Below are 20,869 nucleotides of genomic sequence, written 5' to 3'. Positions count from 1 at the left end.
GCGCGGCCGCTTCCCCTCTTGAAACCTATTCGCGAAAATCGTATCTAACGGTTCATAACTGCCTGATTATCGGGCGATAACGCATAACAGGCTAACTAAGACTATCGCGCAAGGCGGTGGTAGCGCTTTTCCACGACTGAGGGTAAAGACCGATGATGCGAATCATCCTGTTTCTGGCAACCAATCTGGCGGTGGTACTCGTCGCCAGCGTCACGTTGCGATTACTGGGCGTCGAGCCCTATCTCGATGCCAACGGGCTGAACATGAACAGTCTGCTGATCTTCTATTTCGTATTCGGCATGGCTGGTTCGCTGGTATCGCTGTTCATCTCCAAATGGATGGCGAAGATGAGCACCAAGGCCAGGGTGATCGAGCAGCCGAGCAACTCGACCGAGCAGTGGTTGCTCGATACGGTTCGCGAACTGGCGCAGCAGGCCAACATCCGGATGCCGGAAGTCGCGATCTTTCCCGCTCAGCAATCCAATGCCTTCGCCACCGGCTGGAACAAGAACGATGCGCTGGTCGCGGTTTCCCAAGGCCTGCTGGAGCGCATGCGCCCCGAGGAAATTCGCGCTGTCCTGGCACACGAGATCGGTCACGTCGCCAATGGCGACATGGTCACGCTGGCGCTGATCCAGGGCGTGCTGAACACCTTCGTGATGTTCTTCGCGCGCGTAGTCGCCCAGGTCGTCGACAGCTTCCTGCGTAGCCGCGACAACGAGGGTGGCCTGGGCTTCATGGGCTATTTCGTGGTGGTGATCGTCGCCGAGATCGTATTCGGGCTGGTGGCGTCGATCATCGTCGCCTGGTTCTCGCGCTTCCGCGAATATCGTGCCGATGCCGCCGGCGCCAAGTATGCCGGGAGCGGCGCCATGATCAACGCACTGGCTCGTCTGAAAGCCGAAACCAACCAGCCGGACCAGATGCCGGATTCGCTGACGGCGTTTGCCATCACCACCGGACAGACGCGCAAGGTCATGGAGAAGCTGTTCGCCAGCCACCCGCCGCTGGACGACCGTATCCGTGCACTGAAGGAATCCGCCTATCGCGAGTGAGCCGTGATCGGAGCCCGCTCTTTCGCAGGCCACGTCATTGGCTCACGCAACGCCCCGCATCGCGCGGGGCGTTGCGTTTCAGGCATCAAGAACTCATCCGGTCGACTGGTATCCCCTGCCAATCGATAATGAGAATGGTTGACACTTAGCTGCGCCGAGCGCTTAATTGGTTGATATTATCAACCGATAAGGCGACACATGTCCGGTACGACGGTGGGTGAATCCCTGCATCAGCTCATGCATGCCTACAAGCGAGCCTTGCGCCAGGCCTATGCCGAGGCTGGGTTGGCGCTCACCGTTTCCCACATTCGGACGCTCAAGGCCATTCGTCGCCAGGCACCCTGCACCGCACAGCACATCGCGCATCATACCCAGCGCGACAAGGCCCAGATCACTCGACTGCTTCGCGAGCTTATCGATGCCGACATCATCGTCAGGACCCCGCATCCAGACGATCGACGTAGCCAGATCCTGTCACTGACGGAGCATGGCCGCGCCGTGCTGACGCAAGTCGATGCCTGTGAACGCGAGGCACATACGCGACTATCGAGCGGGATGGCGCCGGCCGATCTCGAGGCATTCCTGCGACTGTCGCGGCTGATGATTTCCAACCTGAATTGACCGGGAGTTCCGATGCCTAAACCTGCCCCCAGACCCTATACCGTGCTGAACCGTCAGCTCGTCACCCCCCACATGCTGCGCCTGACCTTTGGCGGCGAGGGCATGGCGGGATTTCCTGCCGATCAGGAAAGCGCCTATATCAAGCTGGCCATCCCCACCGTCCATGAGTCGATGCCGGAAACCCCGTCAAGCGTGATGCGAACCTACACCGTGCGTCACCAGCGCGACGGCGAAATCGATGTGGATATCGTGCTGCATGAAGACGGTGGCCCTGCCGCGACCTGGGCGGCAGCGGCAGCGCCTGGCAACACGATCCTGATCGGCGGCCCGGGGCCAGCCAAACGGCTGCCGGAAAACGCGGACTGGTATCTACTGGTTGGCGACATGACATCGCTACCGGCGATAGGCGCCAATCTGGAACGACTTCCGTCGAACGCCCAAGGCCGTGCCATCATCGAAGTGACCAGCGAAGCGGATATCCAGGAACTGGACCTGCCAGACGGCGTGCAGATCGACTGGCTGATCAATCCGCACCCGGGCAGTGACAGCGATCGCCTGGTCGACGCCTTGCGCGAATTCGACTGGCGCCCGGGCACCTCGGGGATCTGGGTTGCCTGCGAATTTTCGGCCATGCGCAAGCTGCGCCGCCATCTGATCGATGAGCGCGGCGTGGGCAAGCGGGAGATGTACATTTCGAGCTACTGGAAGCTGGGTACCAGCGAAGACGGTCATCGCGTGGTCAAGCGCGAGGATGCCGACAGGGAAGAAGCCGAGAGCGCCTAGCCCGGCAAGACGCTGTCGCGAACGGCACTCTCGTTTCGGCTCGGCTATTTGCCGAGCTTGACGCTGAAGCCGAACCCTTCCAGAGCGTCACGAAGGCCGCCCTTGTTCTTCTTCAGCTCGACCCGCAGCGTCTGGAATTCACGCCGGGGCGGATATTCGCGGCGGTAGGCATCGAACCCTGCCGCCATGCCCAGGCGGCGGCGGTAGCGGTCGAACGCCAGCATGTCCCGACGCACGTCATAGCAGGCCCGGGCGCATAGCGACAGCGCCTCCAGCGGCGGTGTCCAGCTGTGCAGGACGATCTTGCGCAACCACGGGTCAGGCTTGAGCTGGCCCAGCTTCTTGCGCGCCGGCAAACCGAAATGACGCATGGTCGCCTGATAGATCATTTCGGTGCCCAGCATCTTGCCATCGACGCTATAGCCCGCGATGTGCGGCGTGCCGATGTCGACCAGCTCGAACAGTTCCTCGTCGATTCCCGGCTCGTGCTCCCAGACATCGAGCACCGTGCGCAGATCGGCCTGCCGCTCGAGCCGTTCACGCAGGGCATTGCCATCGAGGCAGTCGCCGCGTCCGGCGTTGATCAGCACCGTGCCCGGCTTGAGAGCCTCGATGCGCTCGCGGTTCATGAGATGATGCGTGGCATGTTCGCCTTCGGCCACCAGCGGCGTGTGCAGACAGACGATGTCGGCCCGCTCGATCAGCGCATCCAGGTCGAGAAAATCGTCCCGATTCTCGGCCTCGGCACGCGGCGGATCGCAGATCAGGCATTCGACGTCCAGGTTATCGAGCCGAGTGGCCAGCCGCCCGCCGACGTTGCCGGCACCGACGATACCCACCGTCTTGCCGGAGAGCGAAAAGCCCTCCTCCTCGGAGAGCAGCAGCAGGCTGGAAAGCACGTAGTCGACCACGGATTCGGCATTGCTGCCGGGAGCGCTGGCGAAGCCGATCCCGCGCTCGGTCAAAAGGTCCGTATCGATATGGTCGGTGCCGATGGTGCAGGTGCCGACGAATCTCAGCTTGTCGGCGCCTTCCAGCAGTGCCGCATTCACCTTGGTGATCGAGCGGACGACCAGAATGTCGTGACCCCTCAGGCTGGCCGCCGTCATCTCGCGGCCGGGCTGGCGAGTGACTTCCCCCAGTTCACCAAAGAATTCTTCCGCCAGCGGAATGTTCTCATCCAACAGGATGCGCATGACTATCCTCTTGTCTCGTTCATCCCGGCGCCAGGCCGGGCCCGGCGATGCGTCGGCTTCGAGCGTGGCACGTCAAAACCGGCGTCGATTTCTGCGGGGCTTGCTTTACAATGTCGCCTGACGCCGGGTTCGCCGCGGAGTTGAAAAACCGCGATGCTCGGCGCAGCCATATTAGGCCGGCCATTCGCGATGAACAAGCGATGAGCACCAAGCAGCAGGAGTCTCCGTGATCGTCCGTTGGGAAAGTGAACATGACTATGTCCTGGTCCATCTGCACCAGGACATGTTTGGCGACTGGATCTACAGCCGCGCCTGGGGCCAGATCGGCACCCAGTACGGCGGCCTGAAACATGCCGTCGCCGACAGCTACGATCAGGCCATGATGTGGATCGACGACCTCTCCCACATCCAGACGGCCCGCGGCTACCGCAAGGTGCTCGAGGCCGACGACGACAGCCCCGAGGGGCGTCAGGCCATGGCCCAGCTATCGCTGCTGGACTAGGCCCTGCCCGAAAACCAGCTGCGCTCGATCATGCAACGTAAGAATACCCAGGCTGGCCGCACTCGCTGAGTCAGACACGAGCCGGCCGTCCTCGACCGGCTAGCTCGCGTGCCGGATGCGGAAGCAGTGGTGCAGGTTGGCGCGCCGGGTGAAGTCCGGATCGTAGGTCTGGGCGGTGATCTCCTCGACTTGATAGGTCGACGCCACCGCGGCATCCAGGCTGAAACGCTGCTGATTGTTGGAGAAGATCAACTCGCCCGCCGGTGCCAGACGTGCCATTGCCAGCTCGATCAGTCGCACGTGGTCGCGCTGGATATCCAGCGTGCCCTCCATGCGCTTGGAATTCGAGAATGTGGGCGGATCCATGAAGATCAGATCGAACTCGCTACCCGCGGTTTCCAGCCAGCGCAAGCAGTCGTCGCGCACGACCCGGTGACGGCTCTGATCGAGCTTGTTGAGCGTGAAATTGTCTCGCGCCCACTCCAGGTAGGTATTCGATAGATCCACGCTGACGCTGTCGCTCGCCCCACCCAACGCGGCATGCACCGTGGCCGTAGCGGTATAGCAGAACAGGTTGAGAAAGCGTTTGCCGGCCGCCTTTTCACCCAGCATGCGCCGAACCGGGCGATGATCCAGAAACAGCCCGGTATCGAGATAGTCCTTGAGATTGACCCACAGCCTGGCGCCCCCCTCCTCGACCACGAAACGGTCGCCGCTGTCGGCCTGCTTGCGGTATTGCGCCTTGCCGCTCTGACGCTCGCGCTGCTTGTAGTGGATCTGCTCCGGCCGCACGTCGAGCGCGACGGGAATCGCGCTCAGCGCGTCCATCAGCCGACGCTGCGCCTTGTTCGGATCGACCGATTTCGGTGCCGCGTACTCCTGCACATGAACCTGATGGCCGTAGACATCAATGGCCAGGGCGTACTCCGGCATGTCGGCATCGTAGAGCCGGTAGCAGGACTCCCCGGATTTCTTGAGCCACTTGCCGAGACGCTTGCGATTTTTCTGCAGACGATTGGCAAACATCCGCGCGCCCTCGCTCAGCGCCGTCTCTTTCTGCACCGACCGGGCTGGCTCGTTGCCACCTTCCGAGTCTGTCCGGCTGGCGATATCGATCAACAAAAGCTTGCAGTCGAGAGGACCGTTCTTGAACGCGTACTGCTTGTGCGCCCGCAGCCCGAGACGATGGCCCAGGTCCGGGTTGCCGGTGAATAGCGCCAGTTGCCAGCCCGGGAACTGCCGGCGCATGCGATCGCCGAGATCGCTGTAGAGCGCGATCAGTTCCGGCAGCTCGCCCAGCCGCTCGCCATAAGGCGGGTTGGTGATGACCATCCCGCTGCTTTCGGCACCGTGCTCGCGAAGCTCGGCCGGGCAGTCGAGCGCTTTCACCGAGCCGCCGGATAGCGTGATCAGCGCGGGAATACCCGCACGCATGGCGTTGCTTCTTGCCGCCGAGATCGCCTGAGGGCTCTGGTCCAGACCGAACAGACGCGACCTGGCCCGGCGCCGACCGAGCTCGGCTCGTGCCTGCGCCTCGCGACGCAACTCTCGCCAGGCTTCGGCGTCGAAGTCGGCCAGCGTCTCGAACGCAAACCGCTCACGGCTCAGTTGAGGCGCCATATCCGCCGCCATCATTGCGGCCTCGATCAATAGCGTACCGGCACCACACATCGGGTCAACCAGCGGTTCACCGCGCTTGGCCCGCGCCGGCCAGCCCGCGCGCACCAACAGCGCCGCCGCCAGATTCTCCTTGAGCGGCGCGTGGCCGGTATCGCGACGATAGCCGCGCTGGTGAAGACTCGCTCCCACCAGGTCGACCCCGACCAGCAATTGCCCCTTGTGCAGGTGGGCATACAGCCGAACATCGGCCTCGCGAGGATCGATGCCTGGCCGTTCCCATCCGGCGTCGCGCAGCGCATCGACCACGCCATCCTTGACCACCTGTGCCCCGAATCGCGTATGCCGAATGGCGGCGGATTGGCCATGGAAGTCCACGGCCAGCGTCTGGCCGGGCTTCAGCACATCCGCCCACGGCAATGCCTTGACCGCGGCAATGATCGCCGCCGACTCCTCGCAGCCGGCTTCCCGGCCGAGGGTCAGGATTACCCGGTTGGCCAAGCGAGACCAGAGGCAAATGCGATAGGCCGTTTGACGGTCGGCGGACGCATGCAGGCCGGCGACCGTAGTTTTTTGTATAACGCCTCCGAGATCGGTGATCTCCTCGGCCAGCAGGGACTCGATGCCCCACGGACAAGTAATATAGAGGCTTAACAGTGAGTTATCGTCTTTCATGGCGGCGTCATCCGACCGTTATGAAGCGGTCATATTCCCGTGAGTGCAGTGAAAAAGAGACTTTATGACGAAACGACTATCGACATCGTTTCTCATTTCGACTAAAGCTAGGAGGTGTAGCTACGAAACAACGCATGCGGTTTTGCCTGTCCGGACGTTTTCGCGGGCAGTCGGTCGGACTTGGCCTAAGGTCGCTCGACAGACTGTGGTTTTCCCTAGGAGATGCACTTGTTCTGACAAGAGGCTACTACACGATGAAACGACAGAAACGTGATCGCAACCAGCGGGCATTTCTCCACGGCTACAAAGCGGGGGTCGTCGGTCGCTCACGCGACGAGTGCCCAAGCCAGGATGTGAATCTGCGCGAAAACTGGATGAGCGGTTGGCGTGAAGGTCGCGGAGACCAATGGGCCGGAATGACAGGCGTTTCGGGCATCCACAAGAACCCGGCGGTAATGACGTAGTTGACACTTACCTCAGTACACTCAAGGCTCGCTACTGGCGGGCCTTTTTATGGCGTGCATTCCACCAGGCGCCCGCCCGCATCATTTCTCACCTGCGCCACTTCTTATGGCCATTTCTAACCGCGTCACTACCCACCGTGTCACTTGGCGCACAGACCATTGCGCTGACCCGCTCCCCTCGTCGCCACACGCTGTCTGGCGCATCTACCGTTCGACGTCCGCTGGCTTCCGGCTCTCAGCTTAATCTCGTGTCTGACCGCTATCGAGCTGAGTCGCACGTACACACTCTCCGATCAGCTCCGGCCCGCGATAGATGAAGCCAGTGTAGAGCTGTACCAGATCGGCGCCAGCCTGGCATTTCTCGCTGGCCCGAACGCCACTATCGATACCGCCCGCGCCAATGATCGGCATCGTCGGCATCAGCTGTCTCAATTCCCTCACTACGGCGGTCGAACTCGCGAACAGGGGCGCGCCCGACAACCCTCCCGCTTCATGCGCATGGGGCGTTCCCGCGACGTGCTCCCGAGACACCGTGGTATTGGTCGCGATGACGCCGTCGATCTCATTGGCCTGGAGCGTGTTCGCGACCAGCGCGATCTCGTCACGCGTCATGTCCGGGGCGATCTTGACCGCCAAGGGCACGCGACGGCCGTGTTCGGCATTCAGCTTGACCACCTCGGTCTTCAACGCGCTCAAAAGGCCATCTAGATGATCGCCAAACTGGAGATTGCGCAGCCCCGGCGTGTTGGGCGAGGAAATGTTTACCGTAATGTAGTGGGCGGCACCGTGCGCCTTGCGCAGGCAGGTCACGTAATCGTCCACCGCTCGCTCGACCGGCGTGGTCAGGTTCTTGCCGATATTGATGCCGATGACGCCGTTGTAGCGGCTTTTGCGCACGTTAGCGACCAGATGATCGACGCCTGCGTTGTTGAACCCCATCCGATTGATGATCGCCTGCGGCCCGGTCAGCCGGAACAGACGCGGCTTGGGGTTGCCCTGCTGTGGCTTGGGCGTCACCGTACCGACCTCGACGAAACCGAAGCCGAGCGCCCCCAGGGCATCGAGATGATCGGCGTTCTTGTCGAGCCCTGCCGCCAGTCCTACCCGATTGGGAAAGGTCAGCCCCATGAGGTCCACGGATGCCGAAGCCACGTAAGTATCGCCGAGCATGCCGGAAAGATGGGCACGGTGTGCGACGTCCAGCGCGGTCAACGTCAGGCGGTGGGCGGCTTCCGGTTCCAGCCGGAACAACAGGGATCGAACGAGGGCGTACATGGATAGATCTCGTCGGTAACGAAAGGGATCGCTTGCGGCGGGCGAGTATATCCCAACTTCGCCTCTCGGGACGAACCCGACCTTTGGCGGTTTCAAGCGCCGGGACAGTTCGAAGCGCCGGGACAGTTCGAAGCGCCGAAACAGTTCGAAGCATCGAGGCGGTTCGACGCGTCGAGAAAGAGAATGGGAAAAGCGGTCATGCACATAAGCCAGATACGAAAAGCCCGGCGCCTTGGCGCCGGGCAATTCCCTGCCACACGATTACTGGGTATCGAGTTGCTGAACCCGCAGCGTGTAGTTGTTGGCAGCGTTCATGGCGGAACCGAACCGTTGCCCCTTGACCCAGACACGATAGCGACCGGGCTGCAGCACGGTTTCGATATCGAAGTCGCCGATCGCCAGTGAACCTTCGTCGCTGGCGACCGTGTTGCCATTGGCGTCGAGGAGCTTGGCCTGCAGACGATACGTGCCTTCGTTGCCGGGGAAGGTGGAGCTGGTGACCGACACCGTGCCCGCCTCGGCGACGTCGAAGCTCAGCACCTCGCCTTCCTGCAGCACCTTGATGTCGGCAACGATCTCGTCGAAAGCGTCCGGCATCTGAGGCTCGTTAGCGCTACCTTGGCCCGCCGCTGCCGAAGTGGCAGCATTTGGTGTCGCGGCAGCGCCGGTGTTGGTGGTGCCGAACGTGGCATCCCCGTCACCCTGCCCTGCCGAGCCAGCCTGAGTCGCAGCGCCGCCAGCGGCAACGCTGCTGGCAGCCTGGCGGCCCGGTGCGCTCAGGGTTGCCACCTGGTCGCTCTCGTCGACGAAGGCCGTGGTTCGGCCACTGGCGCCGGGGCCGCCGAACATGATGCCGCCGCCGTCGTCGACGCCGCCTTCTCCGCTGGCGACCACGTTGCCGCTGGCGTCCAGCCTTGCAACATCGATACTGAAGCTGTTGCCGCCGGTCTTGGTGGTGCCGAACTTCTGACCCGAGACCTGCAGGGAGTAGTCGCCGGGCTCCAGCGTCTCTCTCATTTCAAGGCCACCGGTACTACCCAGCCCGGAACTGCTGGCCAACACGTTGCCGTTGCTGTCCACGAGCTTGGCAGAGATCTTGTAGTCCTCCGACTCCCCCGGCAGGGTCGAGCTGGTGAACTGGTAACGACCCGCTTCGTCGACGGTGAACGGGTGCTGATGGAGGCCGCCGAAAAAGAAGCTGCGGCTATGTGCATCCGAGCTGGATTTGAAAAACTTGGTCAGGTCGACCTTGCTGGCAGCTTCCTGGGCATCCTTCAACGCCTCGCTCTGCGCCAGCGCCTGGGTACTGGCGCCCGCTAGGCTCAACGCCACGAATATGGTGGAAAATACGCGATACTTCATGGGGCCTCTCTGCATTCTGCGACCGAATCGGAGCCAAGCATAACAGAGACGCCCGCCGACGCACCTTAAAGGCCACCGGAGAGCATCTTTGCGCTAGTTAAATCGTGATCTGATGGAATGCGACGCCACCCTCGAATGTTCTTCGAGCGGCAGGTCACCTCCATCCGGCACGGGCGGCATGGCTGCCGCCCGGCCTGCAGGCCACCTTAGCCCTCGCTTTCGCTCTCGGCAAGATCGACCAGTTCGCGGATGGCGACGGCGACCAGCGGGAAGCTGATCTGCGTTCCCGTTCCGATCTCCGCCAGCAGCGCATTCCAGCGTTCGAACAGCGGCGCGTGCTGCTCCTGCCAATGCGCAACCCTGGGCTCGACCTCACGCGGAGCATCCGTCATTCCCAGCACCTTGACCGTCAATGCCAGCTGCTGGCGGTCGAGATCGTCGCGGAACGTTTCCCGCGCTTGCGCCTGCCAGCTGTCGCGGACTTCCAGGCTGTTGATCTGCTGCATCATCCGTGGCAGTTCCAGACGCTGGCCGATGGCATAGTAGGTTTCGGCGACCCGCTGGATCTTGTCGCCGCTGGTTCGCGCGGCCTGAATGATGCCCAGCCCGGCGTAGAGGCTCGAGGCCGCCGCGACGACCGACGCCAGTGCTTCCGGCACCTTCGCCTTGACCAGCGCGTCGCGACGCGTACTCCAGGCCTCGCGCTCGTCGCCGCTGAGGCGATTGCCGATATCCTCCTTCAACTGCGCCAGCTGCGGCGCGTACTGCTCGACGCACTCCTTGACCCCGAGCGACCCGCGATGACGCAGGAACCAGCGCGTCGCACGACGCAACAGCCGCATCAAATCGAGCATCATGGCGTACTGCGTCTGGCTGTCGACACGATAGTCCAGCGCCTCGATTTGCTCCCACAGCGGGTTGAGACCGAAGCTGTCACGGGCGATGACATACGCCTGGGCGATCTCGACTCGCGAGGCGCCGGTGGAATCGCGCAACTGGCGCACGAAAGTGATGCCCATGTGGTCGACCAGATCGTTGGCGATCTGGGTCGCCACGATCTCCCGCTTGAGACGGTGCTCATGAAGATCGTCCGGATACCGTTCGGCCAGCGTCGTCGGGAACGCCTTGGTCACATGCTGCTGCAGTTGCCCGTCCGCCGGCAGACCGGCCGCGATCAGATCGCTCTTGAGCGTGCTCTTGGCGTAGGAAATCAACACGCTCAGCTCCGGCAGCGTCAGGCCGCCGTCGGCATTGCTGCGCTCGATCAGCTGTTCGTCGGTGGGCAGGAACTCGAGCTCGCGATCGAGGCTGCCGGCCGCTTCCAGCTCGTTGATGAACCGGCGGTACGGGCCGAGCCCTTCCTTCGACTGCAGCTCGGAGAGCGACAGCGCCTGGGTCTGACGGTAGTTGTCGCGCACCACCAGCTCGCCGACCTCCTCGGTCATCTCGACCAGCAGCTGATTGCGCTGCTTCTCGGTCATGTCGCCGCGCTGAACGATACCGTCCAGCAAGATCTTGATGTTGACCTCGTGATCCGAGCAGTTGACCCCGCCGGCGTTGTCAATGAAGTCCGTATTGACCCGGATGCCCTTCTCCGCGGCTTCCATTCGGCCCCGCTGGGTGAGACCCAGGTTGCCGCCCTCGCCCACCACGCGGCAGTTGAGCTCGCGACCATCGATGCGAAGGCCATCGTTGGCCTTGTCGCCGACATCCGCGTGGCTCTCGCTGGAGGCCTTGACGTAGGTACCGATGCCACCGTTCCAGATCAGGTCGACCTTCGACTTGAGCATCGCGTTGATCAGGTCGTTGGGCGAGAGCTTGTCCGCCTTGATGCCGAAGACTTTCTTCATCGCCGCGGAAACGGGGATCGACTTGGCATCGCGGGAGAAGACGCCACCCCCTTCGGAGATCGTCTTCTCGTCATAGTCCGACCAGCTCGAACGCGGCAGTGCGAACAGGCGCTTGCGCTCGGCGAAGGACTTGGCAGCGTCGGGATTGGGATCAACGAAAATATGGCGGTGATTGAACGCGCCCACCAGCAGAATCTTGTCGGAGAGCAGCATACCGTTGCCGAAGACATCGCCGGCCATGTCACCGATACCCAGCACGCTGAACGTGTCCTTCTGGGTATTCAACCCCATCTCCCGGAAGTGGCGCTTGACCGACTCCCAGGCACCACGGGCGGTGATCGCCATGCCCTTGTGGTCATAGCCCTGGGCGCCGCCGGAGGCGAAGGCATCCCGCAGCCAGAAGTCGTATTCGATCGAGATCGCGTTGGCGTAGTCGGAGAAGGTTGCCGTGCCCTTGTCGGCGGCGACCACCAGGTACGGATCGTCCGGATCGTGGCGCACGACCGAGCGCGGCGGCACGACGGTGGTGCCGTCGAGATTGTCGGTGATGTCCAACAGGCCGCGGATCAGGGTGCGGTAGCACTCGATCCCCTCGGCCTGGATCGCGTCTCGATCGGCGTTTTCCGGCATCCGCTTGCAGATGAAGCCACCCTTGGCCCCGACCGGAACGATGACCGAGTTCTTGACCTGCTGCGCCTTCATCAAGCCCAGGATCTCGGTGCGGAAGTCCTCGTTGCGGTCCGACCAGCGCAGGCCGCCACGGGCCACCTTGCCGCCGCGCAGGTGAACGCCTTCCATCCGTGGCGAATAGACGAAGACCTCGAACATTGGCCGCGGCTTGGGCATGCCCGGCACCTTGCTGGGCTCCAGCTTGAACGAGATGTACTCCTTGACGCTGCCATCCTCGCGCGGCTGGAAATAGTTGGTGCGAACGGTCGCCTGGATCAGATCGACATAGCGGCGCAGCAACAGATCATCGTTGAGGCTCGCGACCTGATCGAGCATCGCATTGAGCTCGTCGATGCATTGCTGACACTGCTCATCGCGCTTGCCGCTCTCCGGCGAGAAACGCAGCGTGAACAGCCGCGAGAGCCCCCGGGTGATATCGGCATGGGCCGCCAGGGTATTGGCGATGTAAGCCTGCGAAAGCCCGATGCGCAGCTGCTTCATGTAGCGCGCATACGCCCGCAGTACCGCCACCTGACGCCAATCCAGATCGGCGCCGATGATCAGGCGGTTGTAGCTGTCGTTCTCCGCATCACCCACCCAGATCTTGGTGAAGGCATCGATGAAATTGCTGCGCATGTCGCCCAGATCGATCTCGCCCACGCCGTGATATTCGAAGGTGAAATCATGAATCCAGTAGGTCTGCTGCCCGCTCGCGATACGGTAGGGCCGCTCGCTGATGACGCGCAGTCCCAGATTCTCGAGCACCGGCAGCATGTCGGAGAGCGGGATCGGCGTGTCCTGGTGGTAGAGCTTGAGATTGACGCTCTCCGCGGCGCTCTCCGCCAGATGATAGAGACTGACACCGATCGGCGCGCCGTCATCGAGCGCTTCGAGATGGCGAATGTCGTTGGCGGCGGTACGCGCCGAGAAGTCGTCCCGGTAGCTGCTGGGGAAGGCATCGCGGAAGGCCTGGGCCCGGCGATTGCCCGCTTCCTCGCCGAAACTTTCGATCAGCGCCGTATGCAGGTCCTCGCGCCAGTTGCGCGCCAGATTGATGACCTTCTTCTCCAGCGCGCGGCTGTCGAAGTTCACTGGCTTGTCGCCGTTGAAGCGCAGCGTGAACTGGATACGCGCCAGGATCGACTCGGACAGATACGGGTTGAAGTCGGCGAAGGTCGCGTCGAGCTCTTCGCACAGCAATTTCTGGATGCGCAGGCGCAGATCCGTCGAGAAGATATCCCGCGGCACGAACACCAGGCAGGAGTAGAACTGCCCGGCGCGGTCCTCGCGGATGAACAGGCGCACCCGGCGACGCTCGCGGATGTTGAGAATGCCGAACGCGGTCCGGCTGAGCTCTTCGGTGGAGCTCTGGAAGAGATCGTCCCGCGGGTGCACTTCGAGCACCTGCAGCAGCAGCTTGCCGTTGTGCCCTTTCGGATTGACCCCGGCGGCGTCGATCACCGCCTGAACCTTGCGCCGCAGGATCGGCACGGTGCGCGGCGACTCGTTGTAGACCAGCGAGGTAAACAGGCCGAAGAAGCGCCATTCGCCGATCGCCTTGCCCTTGTCGTCGTAACGCGTAATGGCGATGTAGTCGGGATAGGTAGGTCGATGCACGCGCGCATGGTAGGCGCTCTTGGCGAAATGCAGCAGCGCGGACTCTTCGTCCTTCTCGAATCGCACGGGCTCCTGATAGCGCGGTTGATCCAGCTTCAGCACGCCGAGCGCACTGCCCTCCACCCGCTCGCTGTGAACGTTCTTGCCGCTACCGGCGAAGCGGCTTTCGGCGTAACCGAGAAACGTGAAATGCTCGTCCAGCAGCCACTTGAGAAAGGCCACGGTCTCTTTGCGATCCGCCGCCGTGACGCCGCCCGCCTGCTGGCTCTCCAGCGCTTCGATGACGTCGCGAACCTTGTCGCACATCGGGTCGAAATCGGCCACGGCAGTGCGCACGTCGAGCAACACGTCCCGCAAGCCCTGCTCGAGGTCGGACAGCGTCTCGCCATCGGTATGACGATCCACCTCGATCAGAATGATCGACTCGCGCGCTTCCGGCGCCTGCTGGGCGCGAGTCCCGGTAATCCGCGTGGCGTGATGGCGGGCATCGCGCTCGACCGCCAGCACGGCGTTGTGGATCGCATGCAGGGTCAGGCCACGGCGATTGAGCTCCATGCGGACCGAATCGACCAGAAACGGCATGTCCTGATGCAGAACGGCGACCACCGTATGCGGAGACTGCCAGCCATGGGTTTCGAAGTTGGGGTTGAAAACGCGCACCTTGGCTTCGTCGGGATCGAAGGTGCGCATGAAATGCCATGCCGCCAATGTCGCGCCGTAGATATCGTCCAGCTGTCGATCCGCGGCCTCTTCGAACGGCGCGGTAGCGTAGAGATCTTCGGCGAACGCCGTTATCCGCTTGACCTTATCCTCGGGGAGACGCTTGGAAAGCTTTTCCTGCAGCTGTTCCAGGAATTCCGTTTTTCCCTCGATCGCGACGTGTTGCATCTATCACCTCGGCTGGCATCGACCGTCAACATGGCGGCCACATTCAATAGGCTGGAAGCTTACGCCAGCGCCGCATGGCGCCCTACACAAGTGAAGCTTCGTCATGACGCATGTCGGTTATGCATCATCGGCGGCACTGCATGCGCTCGCCGGCAGTTGACAACGCTCGCCGTTACAGCCATGTCACTGGCGAACGGTGCCCAAAATCACGCTGCCGGCAGGCGTTCCAGCAAAACCCCGCACTCACAGTGGTCCGTCCAGGGGAATTGGTCAAACAGCGCCATGCGAACCACCCGGTGGGTCTGGCTCAGCTGTTCCAGATTGACGGCCAAGGTGTCGGGGTTGCACGAAATATAAACGATGCGCGGATAGCGCATCAGCGGCGCGCAACTCTCGGCATCCAGCCCGGCCCGGGGCGGGTCCACCAGCACGGTGGAGAAGTCGCATTCATCGAGTTGCATGGCCGCGACGCGACGCCCCTGCTTTTCCCCCGCCAGTGCCTGAGCGAACTCCTCGGCCGACATTCGCGCCACGTGCACGTTGTCGATGTCGTTGGCTTCGAGATTGGCCTGCGCGGAGGCGACCGATGTTCGGGAGATTTCGGTGGCGACCACGCGGCGGAAATTCTCCGCCAGCGCCACCGTGAAATTGCCGTTGCCGCAGTAGAGTTCGACCAGATCCCCCTGGCTTTCGGACGTCACATCGCGCGCCCAGTGCAGCATCGAGCGGCAGATCTCGGCGTTGGGCTGGGTGAAGCTGTTCTCGACCTGCTGATAGCGAAGTTCTTGGCCATCCACTTCGAGCCGTTCCCAGACGTGATCGCGATCCAATACCAGCCGCTGTTTGCGGGAGCGCCCGATCAGCGACACACCGAGCTGCGCCTGAAGCTCGCGAGCGCGTGCCTCCCACTCATCGTTCAGCGGCTTGTGATAGATCATCGTGACCAGCGCCTCGCCGCTCAGGGTGGTGAGGAACTCGATCTGGAACAGCTTGCGCCGCATCAATGGCTCGTCGCGAATCGCGTCCAGCAGCTGCGGCATCAGTTCGTTGATGCGCTCGCTGGCGACCGGAAAGCGGTCGACCCGGACGACACGCTGCGCGACCCGGCCCCGATGACGCGGCGCCTCCGGATCGGGCTCGAACATCGCGTAGTAGAGATCGTCGCCCTCATGCCAGATCCGGAATTCGGCGCGCATGCGGTAGTGCGACGGCGGCGACGCGAACACCTCCAGCGGCGGTGGCGAGAAGCGGGCGAACTGCCGCTCGATGCGCTCACGCTTGGCCTCGAGCTGAGCGTCGTAGCGGGAAGGGTCGATATCGAAAATCACCAAACCAGAAATCCTCAAGCAGAAATAGCGCAATGGCTCATGAAACGTGGACGGCAACGGCTGGCGAGGCGATCTCGAGCATCGCGGGCGGCGCATAACCGAAACGCATCAGCGCCGATGCCAATCCCGGCGCCGAGGCGGCCGTTGCCCAACTGTTGGTATCCGGCGAAGGGATGGCGCGCTCTTCCGCCTCGGCTGCAGCGGCCAACGCCGGTCGGTCAGCCGGCGCCGAGTCGCCCCAGAGCACGGACTCGAGACGCCTGGCAATGGCCGCCCCGGAATCGATCCAATGAACGCCTGACGGCAGCAAGGGCTCGAGATAATCGTGCAGCAGGGGGAAATGGGTGCAGCCCAGCACGACGGCATCGATCTCCTCCGCTGCCCTGAGCGGTGCGATGGCCTCGCGAACCCTGGCTGGATCGACCGCCTGCCCCTTGAGCAGACGTTCGGCTTCGATGACCAGCGCGTCCGCCGCCACCCGTATGACACGACAGCCCCGCGCATGGTCGTCGATCAGTCGATCCAGATAAGGGCGGCGGACGGTGGCGCGGGTGGCGAGCACGCCGATCGTGCGGCTTCGCGTCGTCTCGGCCGCCGGCTTGATCGCCGGGACCGTACCGATGACCGGTATCGACAGCCGCGCCCTCAGCGCCTCCAGCGCCAGGGTGCTGGCGGTATTGCACGCGATCACCAGTGCGCGGGGGCGAGCTTGTCGGCAGGCGCTTTCGCACACGGCGACGATTCGTGCCACCAGCCAGGCGTCATCCTTGGTGCCGTAAGGCAATGCGGCGTTGTCACAGACGTAGCCCAACGGAAGCCACGGCATCCGCCGCCGAATTGCGGCACTGACCGAGAGGCCACCGACGCCCGAGTCGAAAATCAGCGCATCAATCATACCGCTGACCCTCTCCGAAGTAGTCGAGCAAGGCATCGATCAGCGCCCGCAACCGGGCCGGCATGTAGTCACGCTCGGCATACAGCAGGTGCACATCGAGCGGCGGCATCTCGAACGCCTCGAGCACGCGAACCAGTTGGCCGGCTTTCTCTTCCGGCGCCGCCAGGGAGGCCGGCTTCAACGTCAACCCCATGCCCATCACCGCGGCTTCCACCAGCGCCCGACCGTTGTTGCAGGAAAACGCCGGCTGCAACCGCCAGCGATAGACCTCACCATCGACCCAGAATGGCCAGTAGAGTCCATGCCGCGACAAGGTGTAGTGCAGGCACCGATGATCCTTGAGATCGCGTGGGTGCCGCGGCGTCCCGTGACGGTGGAGATAGGCCGGCGACGCGTATAGGTGCAACGGCATCCGCATCAGCGGGCGGGCGATCAGACCGGAATCCTCCAGTTCGCCGATACGCACGACCAGATCGAAATCCTCGGCCAGCGGGTCGACGCGCCTGTCTTCCAGCACCAGATCCAGCGACACCGCGGGATGCGCCGCCTCGAAAGCCTGCAGCGCCGGCATCAGCGAGCGGGCACCGAAGTCCACCGGCGCCGAAAGTCTCAGTCGGCCACGTACCTCGCCGCGCTGCTCTCCGATTCCCGCCTCCAGCTCCTGCAGCTCGTCGAGCAGGCGAGTCGCCGTCGTCAGGTAGCGCTCCCCTTCCGCAGTCAATTGCAGACGGCGTGTGGTACGTACCAGCAGACGCACGCCGAGAGTCTCCTCGAGCCGCGAGACCTGCTTGCTGACCATGGCATTGGAAACACCCAGGCGCCGGGCACCGCCAGCGAAGCTGCCGGCCTCGATCACCGCACGGAAAACCTGCATCGCTTGCAGCCGATCCATCTTGTCCCCTGCCACTGTTTTCAGGGGGATCATTCTACGCAAGCGACGACGATCGCGCAGTGGCGATCGTCATCGTGGGCAAAGGCAGAGCGGGCAGGATGGAAAACCGGCGGGAGTTGGACAGCCCCGAGGCTACACCGGCGAGGGTGCCTCGCGAAACTCGGTGTACAGCTCCGGGTAGGCCTCCTGCAACCGCGCCAGTTCGGCGCCGGCCTGAGCAGGCAGCTCGGCGGCCAGCCGTGCCAGATCGTCTTCGTCGAAATGCTCCCGGATCAGCGGGAACAGCTCTTCACGTTCGGCTCGCAGGTAGGCCCGATGCGCTTCGAGATAAGACTTGAGATCGTCGGCGAACTTGTCCATCGGCATCACCCCGTCCATGAGGATCATGTCGATGTCCCGGGAGAGCCGCATCAATTGCTGGTGAAGGTGCTGATAATCGCCAGCCAAGCGCTCGGTCAGCGCGTTGATCCCGGATTCCCGGGCCACCAGTCGATCGCTGCAGATTCGCTCCAGCGGAATCGTGAACCCGCTCATGTAGTCGAGGATATAATCCACGACTTCTCGGATCAGCCGAAAATCGGGCCGTTCACCGTCGGCCAGCGTCTTGTGCTTGAGTTGCAACACATGCAGCAGGCGCGCCATGTTGGCATGGTCCTGACGCAATTGAGTCAGCATGGGCATGGTGAGTCTCCTGTCCGTGAAGCGCGATGTCGGGTAACGCCGCGTTTGTCAGCCTAGTGTAGCGCCTGTCTCAAGAGTTGGCGCTGGAACTCGTGATCCTCGCCCTGTCGCGGCGCGACGGGCAACGCCGGCCTAGGTAGACGAGTCTCGGATAGCCTTCCTGTCGACGATCGATTGGGTCTGCCTCCAGTCACACGCTAGAATTTCATACCCTAGCGGTTTTTACGATAAACGCTCTACGCCTAACGTCTGAATCGCTGTAGCGAAATGTACCGTTTCGCTGCCGTCAGCCAGCCTGGAAGATGCCATGGACCTTTTTGCCGACGACGCCTCTCGAGGTGACTCCCGCACCGACAACGCCCCTCTCGCCTACCGCATGCGGCCGCGCCGGCTGGAGGACTACATCGGGCAGCAGGCCCTGGTCGGCCCCGGCAAGCCGCTGCGGCGCATGGCGGAAACCGCCAGTGTGCGCTCGATGATCCTGTGGGGGCCGCCGGGTGTCGGCAAGACGACGCTGGCCGAAATCCTGGCGGAAGCCTCCGGCGCCCGGCTGGAGCAGCTGTCTGCCGTCATGGCAGGCGTCAAGGACATCCGCGCGGCGGTCGAGCGGGCTCGGGACGGCCAGATGCGCGAGCGGCAGACCCTGCTCTTTCTCGACGAGATCCACCGTCTCAACAAGAGCCAGCAGGACGCCCTGCTGCCCCATGTCGAATCCGGCCTGCTCACGCTGATCGGCGCCACTACCGAGAATCCGTCGTTCGAGGTCAATTCGGCGCTGCTGTCGCGAGCCCGGGTCTACGTATTGAAGACACTCGACGAAAGCGAACTGATCACGGTGCTCAAGCGCGCGCTCGGCAACGAACCGCTGGGGCTGGGGGTGCGCAATATCCGCGCCAGCGACGAGACGCTGTCGATTCTCGCCCGCGCAGCGTCCGGAGATGCCCGCCGCGCCCTGGGCCTGCTGGAAACCGCTTGCGATTTCGCCAAGACCGACGAGCATGGCGAACATCTCGATCGGGATGCCGTGATCGAAGTGATCGGCCATCAGGGCGCCGCCTTCGACAAGCAGGGGGAGCACTACTACGACCTGCTCTCGGCCGTTCACAAGTCGGTGCGCTCTTCACGCCCCGACTCGGCCCTGCTGTATATCGCCCAGTTCATCAGTGGCGGCGGCGATCCGCTGGACATCGTCCGGCGCCTGGCCGCGATTGCTTCGGAAGACGTGGGCAACGCCGACCCGCGCGCGCTGCCGCTGGTCATGGCGGCGTGGGATGCCTATCTGCGCCTGGGCGACTACGAAGGGCAGCGCGCCATCGCCCATGCCGCGATCCACCTGGCGATCGCCCCCAAGAGCAATCGGATCGACCAGGCCTGGAGCCAGGCCAAGGCGTTCGTCGCCGCGCATCCCGACCTGGAAGTGCCGGTCTACCTGCGCAACGCGCCCACTAAATTGATGTCGTCACTGGGCTACGGCGACGGCTATCGATATGCCCACAACGAACCCAATGGTTACCCCGCCGGCACCGAACATGACTGCTGGCCGCCGAACCTGCCCCGCGCACGTTTCTACGACCCCAGCGACTACGGTCAGGAAAAGCGCTTCCAGCAGATGCAGACATGGCGTGCCGAACTGGATCGGGAGGCGGACAACGAGTCCTGACCGGCGAACCCGCCCCGGCAGCCTGCTTCCTGAAACGCATTCGCCCCCGCCGTGACGAACACGACGGGGGCGAGTCGACCGAAAAGCGAGAGGGTTACGGCGTCGCGGGGGCCTGCTCGCGGATCACGTCGGCACCTTCGGGCGCCTGGAACTGGAACTGGCCGGGGTCGATATCGATATTGATCTGCGCGTTATCGAAGTCGATGGCCGTGCGCTGGCCGGTGCTGTCGGTCATCTGCAACGCATCGAGCTTCTCGCTGTAGAAGGTCAGCTTGAGCTGCTCGAACAGGGTATCGTTGGCCTGAGGAACCAGGGTAAAGGTCTCGCTGGCGCCCTGTTGCTGACGCGACACGTCATAATTGTCGGAGAGCTCCGAAGCGCTTCCGGAGAGCAGCAGCGCGGGCGTATGCGTAACGCGATCATCCAGCGGCTGAATGGTGACCTGCTCGAGATCCGGGTCGTAGAGCGAGACTTCGTTGCCGTCGGAGACCACCAGCTGGCGATACGGTTCGTTCACTTCCCAGCGGAAATGTCCGGGACGCGACAACCACATGTGCCCGCTGGTGTCCTGCAGGCTCGAACCCGAGGCATCCAGGATCTGCTGTTCGAAATCCGCAGAGTAGGTCTTCAGCGGCTCCAGCAGATGAGTCAGGCGATCGGCAGAGGCCTGGTCGGCCAGCGCGGTCTGCGTCATCAGCACCGGTGCCAGCAACAGCGATCCGGCGACAGCCAACCTCTTCATCTTGCGCATGGGCATTCCTTATCGTGAATCGTCGGACTTTCATCGACGATCTTGGATCAATGGCGTGGAATCATTGTGGTAATGACGTGAAATGATC

The 20,869-nt window shown here is 63.0% G+C and carries 16 protein-coding genes; 6 read left to right on the top strand and 10 right to left on the bottom strand.

Features of this window, described 5'->3' with window-relative positions; translation table 11 throughout:
* The first annotated feature begins 152 nt into the window (after positions 1–152).
* From htpX to CCD76_RS11070, 3 genes are all read left to right on the top strand, one after another.
* Entirely contained in the window at positions 153–1,055 is a 903-nt protein-coding gene (gene htpX, locus CCD76_RS11080; protein ID WP_087719578.1) for a protease HtpX, read from the top strand.
* 198 nt (positions 1,056–1,253) lie between these two features.
* Positions 1,254–1,676 carry a MarR family winged helix-turn-helix transcriptional regulator gene (locus CCD76_RS11075; RefSeq protein WP_087719577.1) on the top strand — a complete coding sequence of 141 codons (423 nt, stop codon included), beginning with the start codon at positions 1,254–1,256 and terminating at the stop codon, positions 1,674–1,676.
* Between the two features lie 12 nt (positions 1,677–1,688).
* Positions 1,689–2,459, top strand: a complete 771-nt coding sequence (locus tag CCD76_RS11070; protein ID WP_087719576.1) for a siderophore-interacting protein — start codon at positions 1,689–1,691, stop codon at positions 2,457–2,459.
* Positions 2,460–2,503: 44 nt separating this feature from the next.
* On the opposite strand, the gene pdxB is transcribed toward CCD76_RS11070, so the two are convergent.
* Complete coding sequence (gene pdxB / locus CCD76_RS11065) at positions 2,504–3,655, bottom strand: 4-phosphoerythronate dehydrogenase PdxB (RefSeq protein WP_087719575.1); 1,152 nt, start codon at positions 3,653–3,655, stop codon at positions 2,504–2,506.
* Between the two features lie 226 nt (positions 3,656–3,881).
* Between pdxB and CCD76_RS11060 the strand changes: the two genes are divergently transcribed.
* Positions 3,882–4,157, top strand: a complete 276-nt coding sequence (locus tag CCD76_RS11060) for a WGR domain-containing protein (RefSeq protein WP_087719574.1) — start codon at positions 3,882–3,884, stop codon at positions 4,155–4,157.
* Positions 4,158–4,256: 99 nt separating this feature from the next.
* On the opposite strand, the gene rlmKL is transcribed toward CCD76_RS11060, so the two are convergent.
* A complete protein-coding gene (gene rlmKL / locus CCD76_RS11055; RefSeq protein ID WP_087719573.1) occupies positions 4,257–6,449 on the bottom strand; it encodes a bifunctional 23S rRNA (guanine(2069)-N(7))-methyltransferase RlmK/23S rRNA (guanine(2445)-N(2))-methyltransferase RlmL in 2,193 nt (730 codons plus the stop codon).
* A 254-nt stretch (positions 6,450–6,703) separates the two neighbouring features.
* Between rlmKL and rmf the strand changes: the two genes are divergently transcribed.
* Positions 6,704–6,913, top strand: coding sequence for a ribosome modulation factor (gene rmf / locus CCD76_RS11050; RefSeq protein ID WP_087719572.1), 210 nt, complete (start codon positions 6,704–6,706; stop codon positions 6,911–6,913).
* 240 nt (positions 6,914–7,153) lie between these two features.
* Here rmf and CCD76_RS11045 read toward each other — a convergent pair whose 3' ends face one another.
* The 7 genes from CCD76_RS11045 to CCD76_RS11015 form a co-directional block, all read right to left on the bottom strand.
* The gene (locus CCD76_RS11045; RefSeq protein WP_087719571.1) at positions 7,154–8,188 is read right to left on the bottom strand and encodes a quinone-dependent dihydroorotate dehydrogenase; all 1,035 of its coding nucleotides are present in this window, start codon (positions 8,186–8,188) and stop codon (positions 7,154–7,156) included.
* A gap of 261 nt (positions 8,189–8,449) precedes the next feature.
* Positions 8,450–9,550, bottom strand: a complete 1,101-nt coding sequence (locus tag CCD76_RS11040; protein WP_179208903.1) for a hypothetical protein — start codon at positions 9,548–9,550, stop codon at positions 8,450–8,452.
* A gap of 206 nt (positions 9,551–9,756) precedes the next feature.
* Positions 9,757–14,574 carry an NAD-glutamate dehydrogenase gene (locus CCD76_RS11035; RefSeq protein ID WP_087719570.1) on the bottom strand — a complete coding sequence of 1,606 codons (4,818 nt, stop codon included), beginning with the start codon at positions 14,572–14,574 and terminating at the stop codon, positions 9,757–9,759.
* 206 nt (positions 14,575–14,780) lie between these two features.
* Positions 14,781–15,905 carry a tRNA (uridine(54)-C5)-methyltransferase TrmA gene (gene trmA / locus CCD76_RS11030; protein ID WP_087719569.1) on the bottom strand — a complete coding sequence of 375 codons (1,125 nt, stop codon included), beginning with the start codon at positions 15,903–15,905 and terminating at the stop codon, positions 14,781–14,783.
* A 34-nt stretch (positions 15,906–15,939) separates the two neighbouring features.
* A complete protein-coding gene (murI, locus tag CCD76_RS11025) occupies positions 15,940–16,797 on the bottom strand; it encodes a glutamate racemase (protein WP_256961280.1) in 858 nt (285 codons plus the stop codon).
* The gene (locus CCD76_RS11020; RefSeq protein WP_087719567.1) at positions 16,790–17,689 is read right to left on the bottom strand and encodes a LysR family transcriptional regulator; all 900 of its coding nucleotides are present in this window, start codon (positions 17,687–17,689) and stop codon (positions 16,790–16,792) included. The genes murI and CCD76_RS11020 overlap by 8 nt, the downstream gene beginning before the upstream one ends.
* Before the next feature lie 132 nt (positions 17,690–17,821).
* Entirely contained in the window at positions 17,822–18,364 is a 543-nt protein-coding gene (locus CCD76_RS11015) for a hemerythrin domain-containing protein (protein WP_087719591.1), read from the bottom strand.
* 313 nt (positions 18,365–18,677) lie between these two features.
* Here CCD76_RS11015 and CCD76_RS11010 point away from each other — a divergent pair, with 313 nt between their 5' ends.
* Positions 18,678–20,030 carry a replication-associated recombination protein A gene (locus CCD76_RS11010; protein WP_087719566.1) on the top strand — a complete coding sequence of 451 codons (1,353 nt, stop codon included), beginning with the start codon at positions 18,678–18,680 and terminating at the stop codon, positions 20,028–20,030.
* Between the two features lie 94 nt (positions 20,031–20,124).
* Here CCD76_RS11010 and lolA read toward each other — a convergent pair whose 3' ends face one another.
* Positions 20,125–20,781, bottom strand: coding sequence for an outer membrane lipoprotein chaperone LolA (gene lolA, locus CCD76_RS11005; RefSeq protein WP_087719565.1), 657 nt, complete (start codon positions 20,779–20,781; stop codon positions 20,125–20,127).
* Positions 20,782–20,869 lie beyond the last annotated feature (88 nt).

Origin of the sequence: Salinicola salarius, assembly GCF_002179555.1 — a bacterium.
In the GTDB taxonomy this organism is placed as follows: domain Bacteria; phylum Pseudomonadota; class Gammaproteobacteria; order Pseudomonadales; family Halomonadaceae; genus Salinicola; species Salinicola salarius_A.
This window is presented reverse-complemented; position numbering and strand designations above follow the sequence as displayed.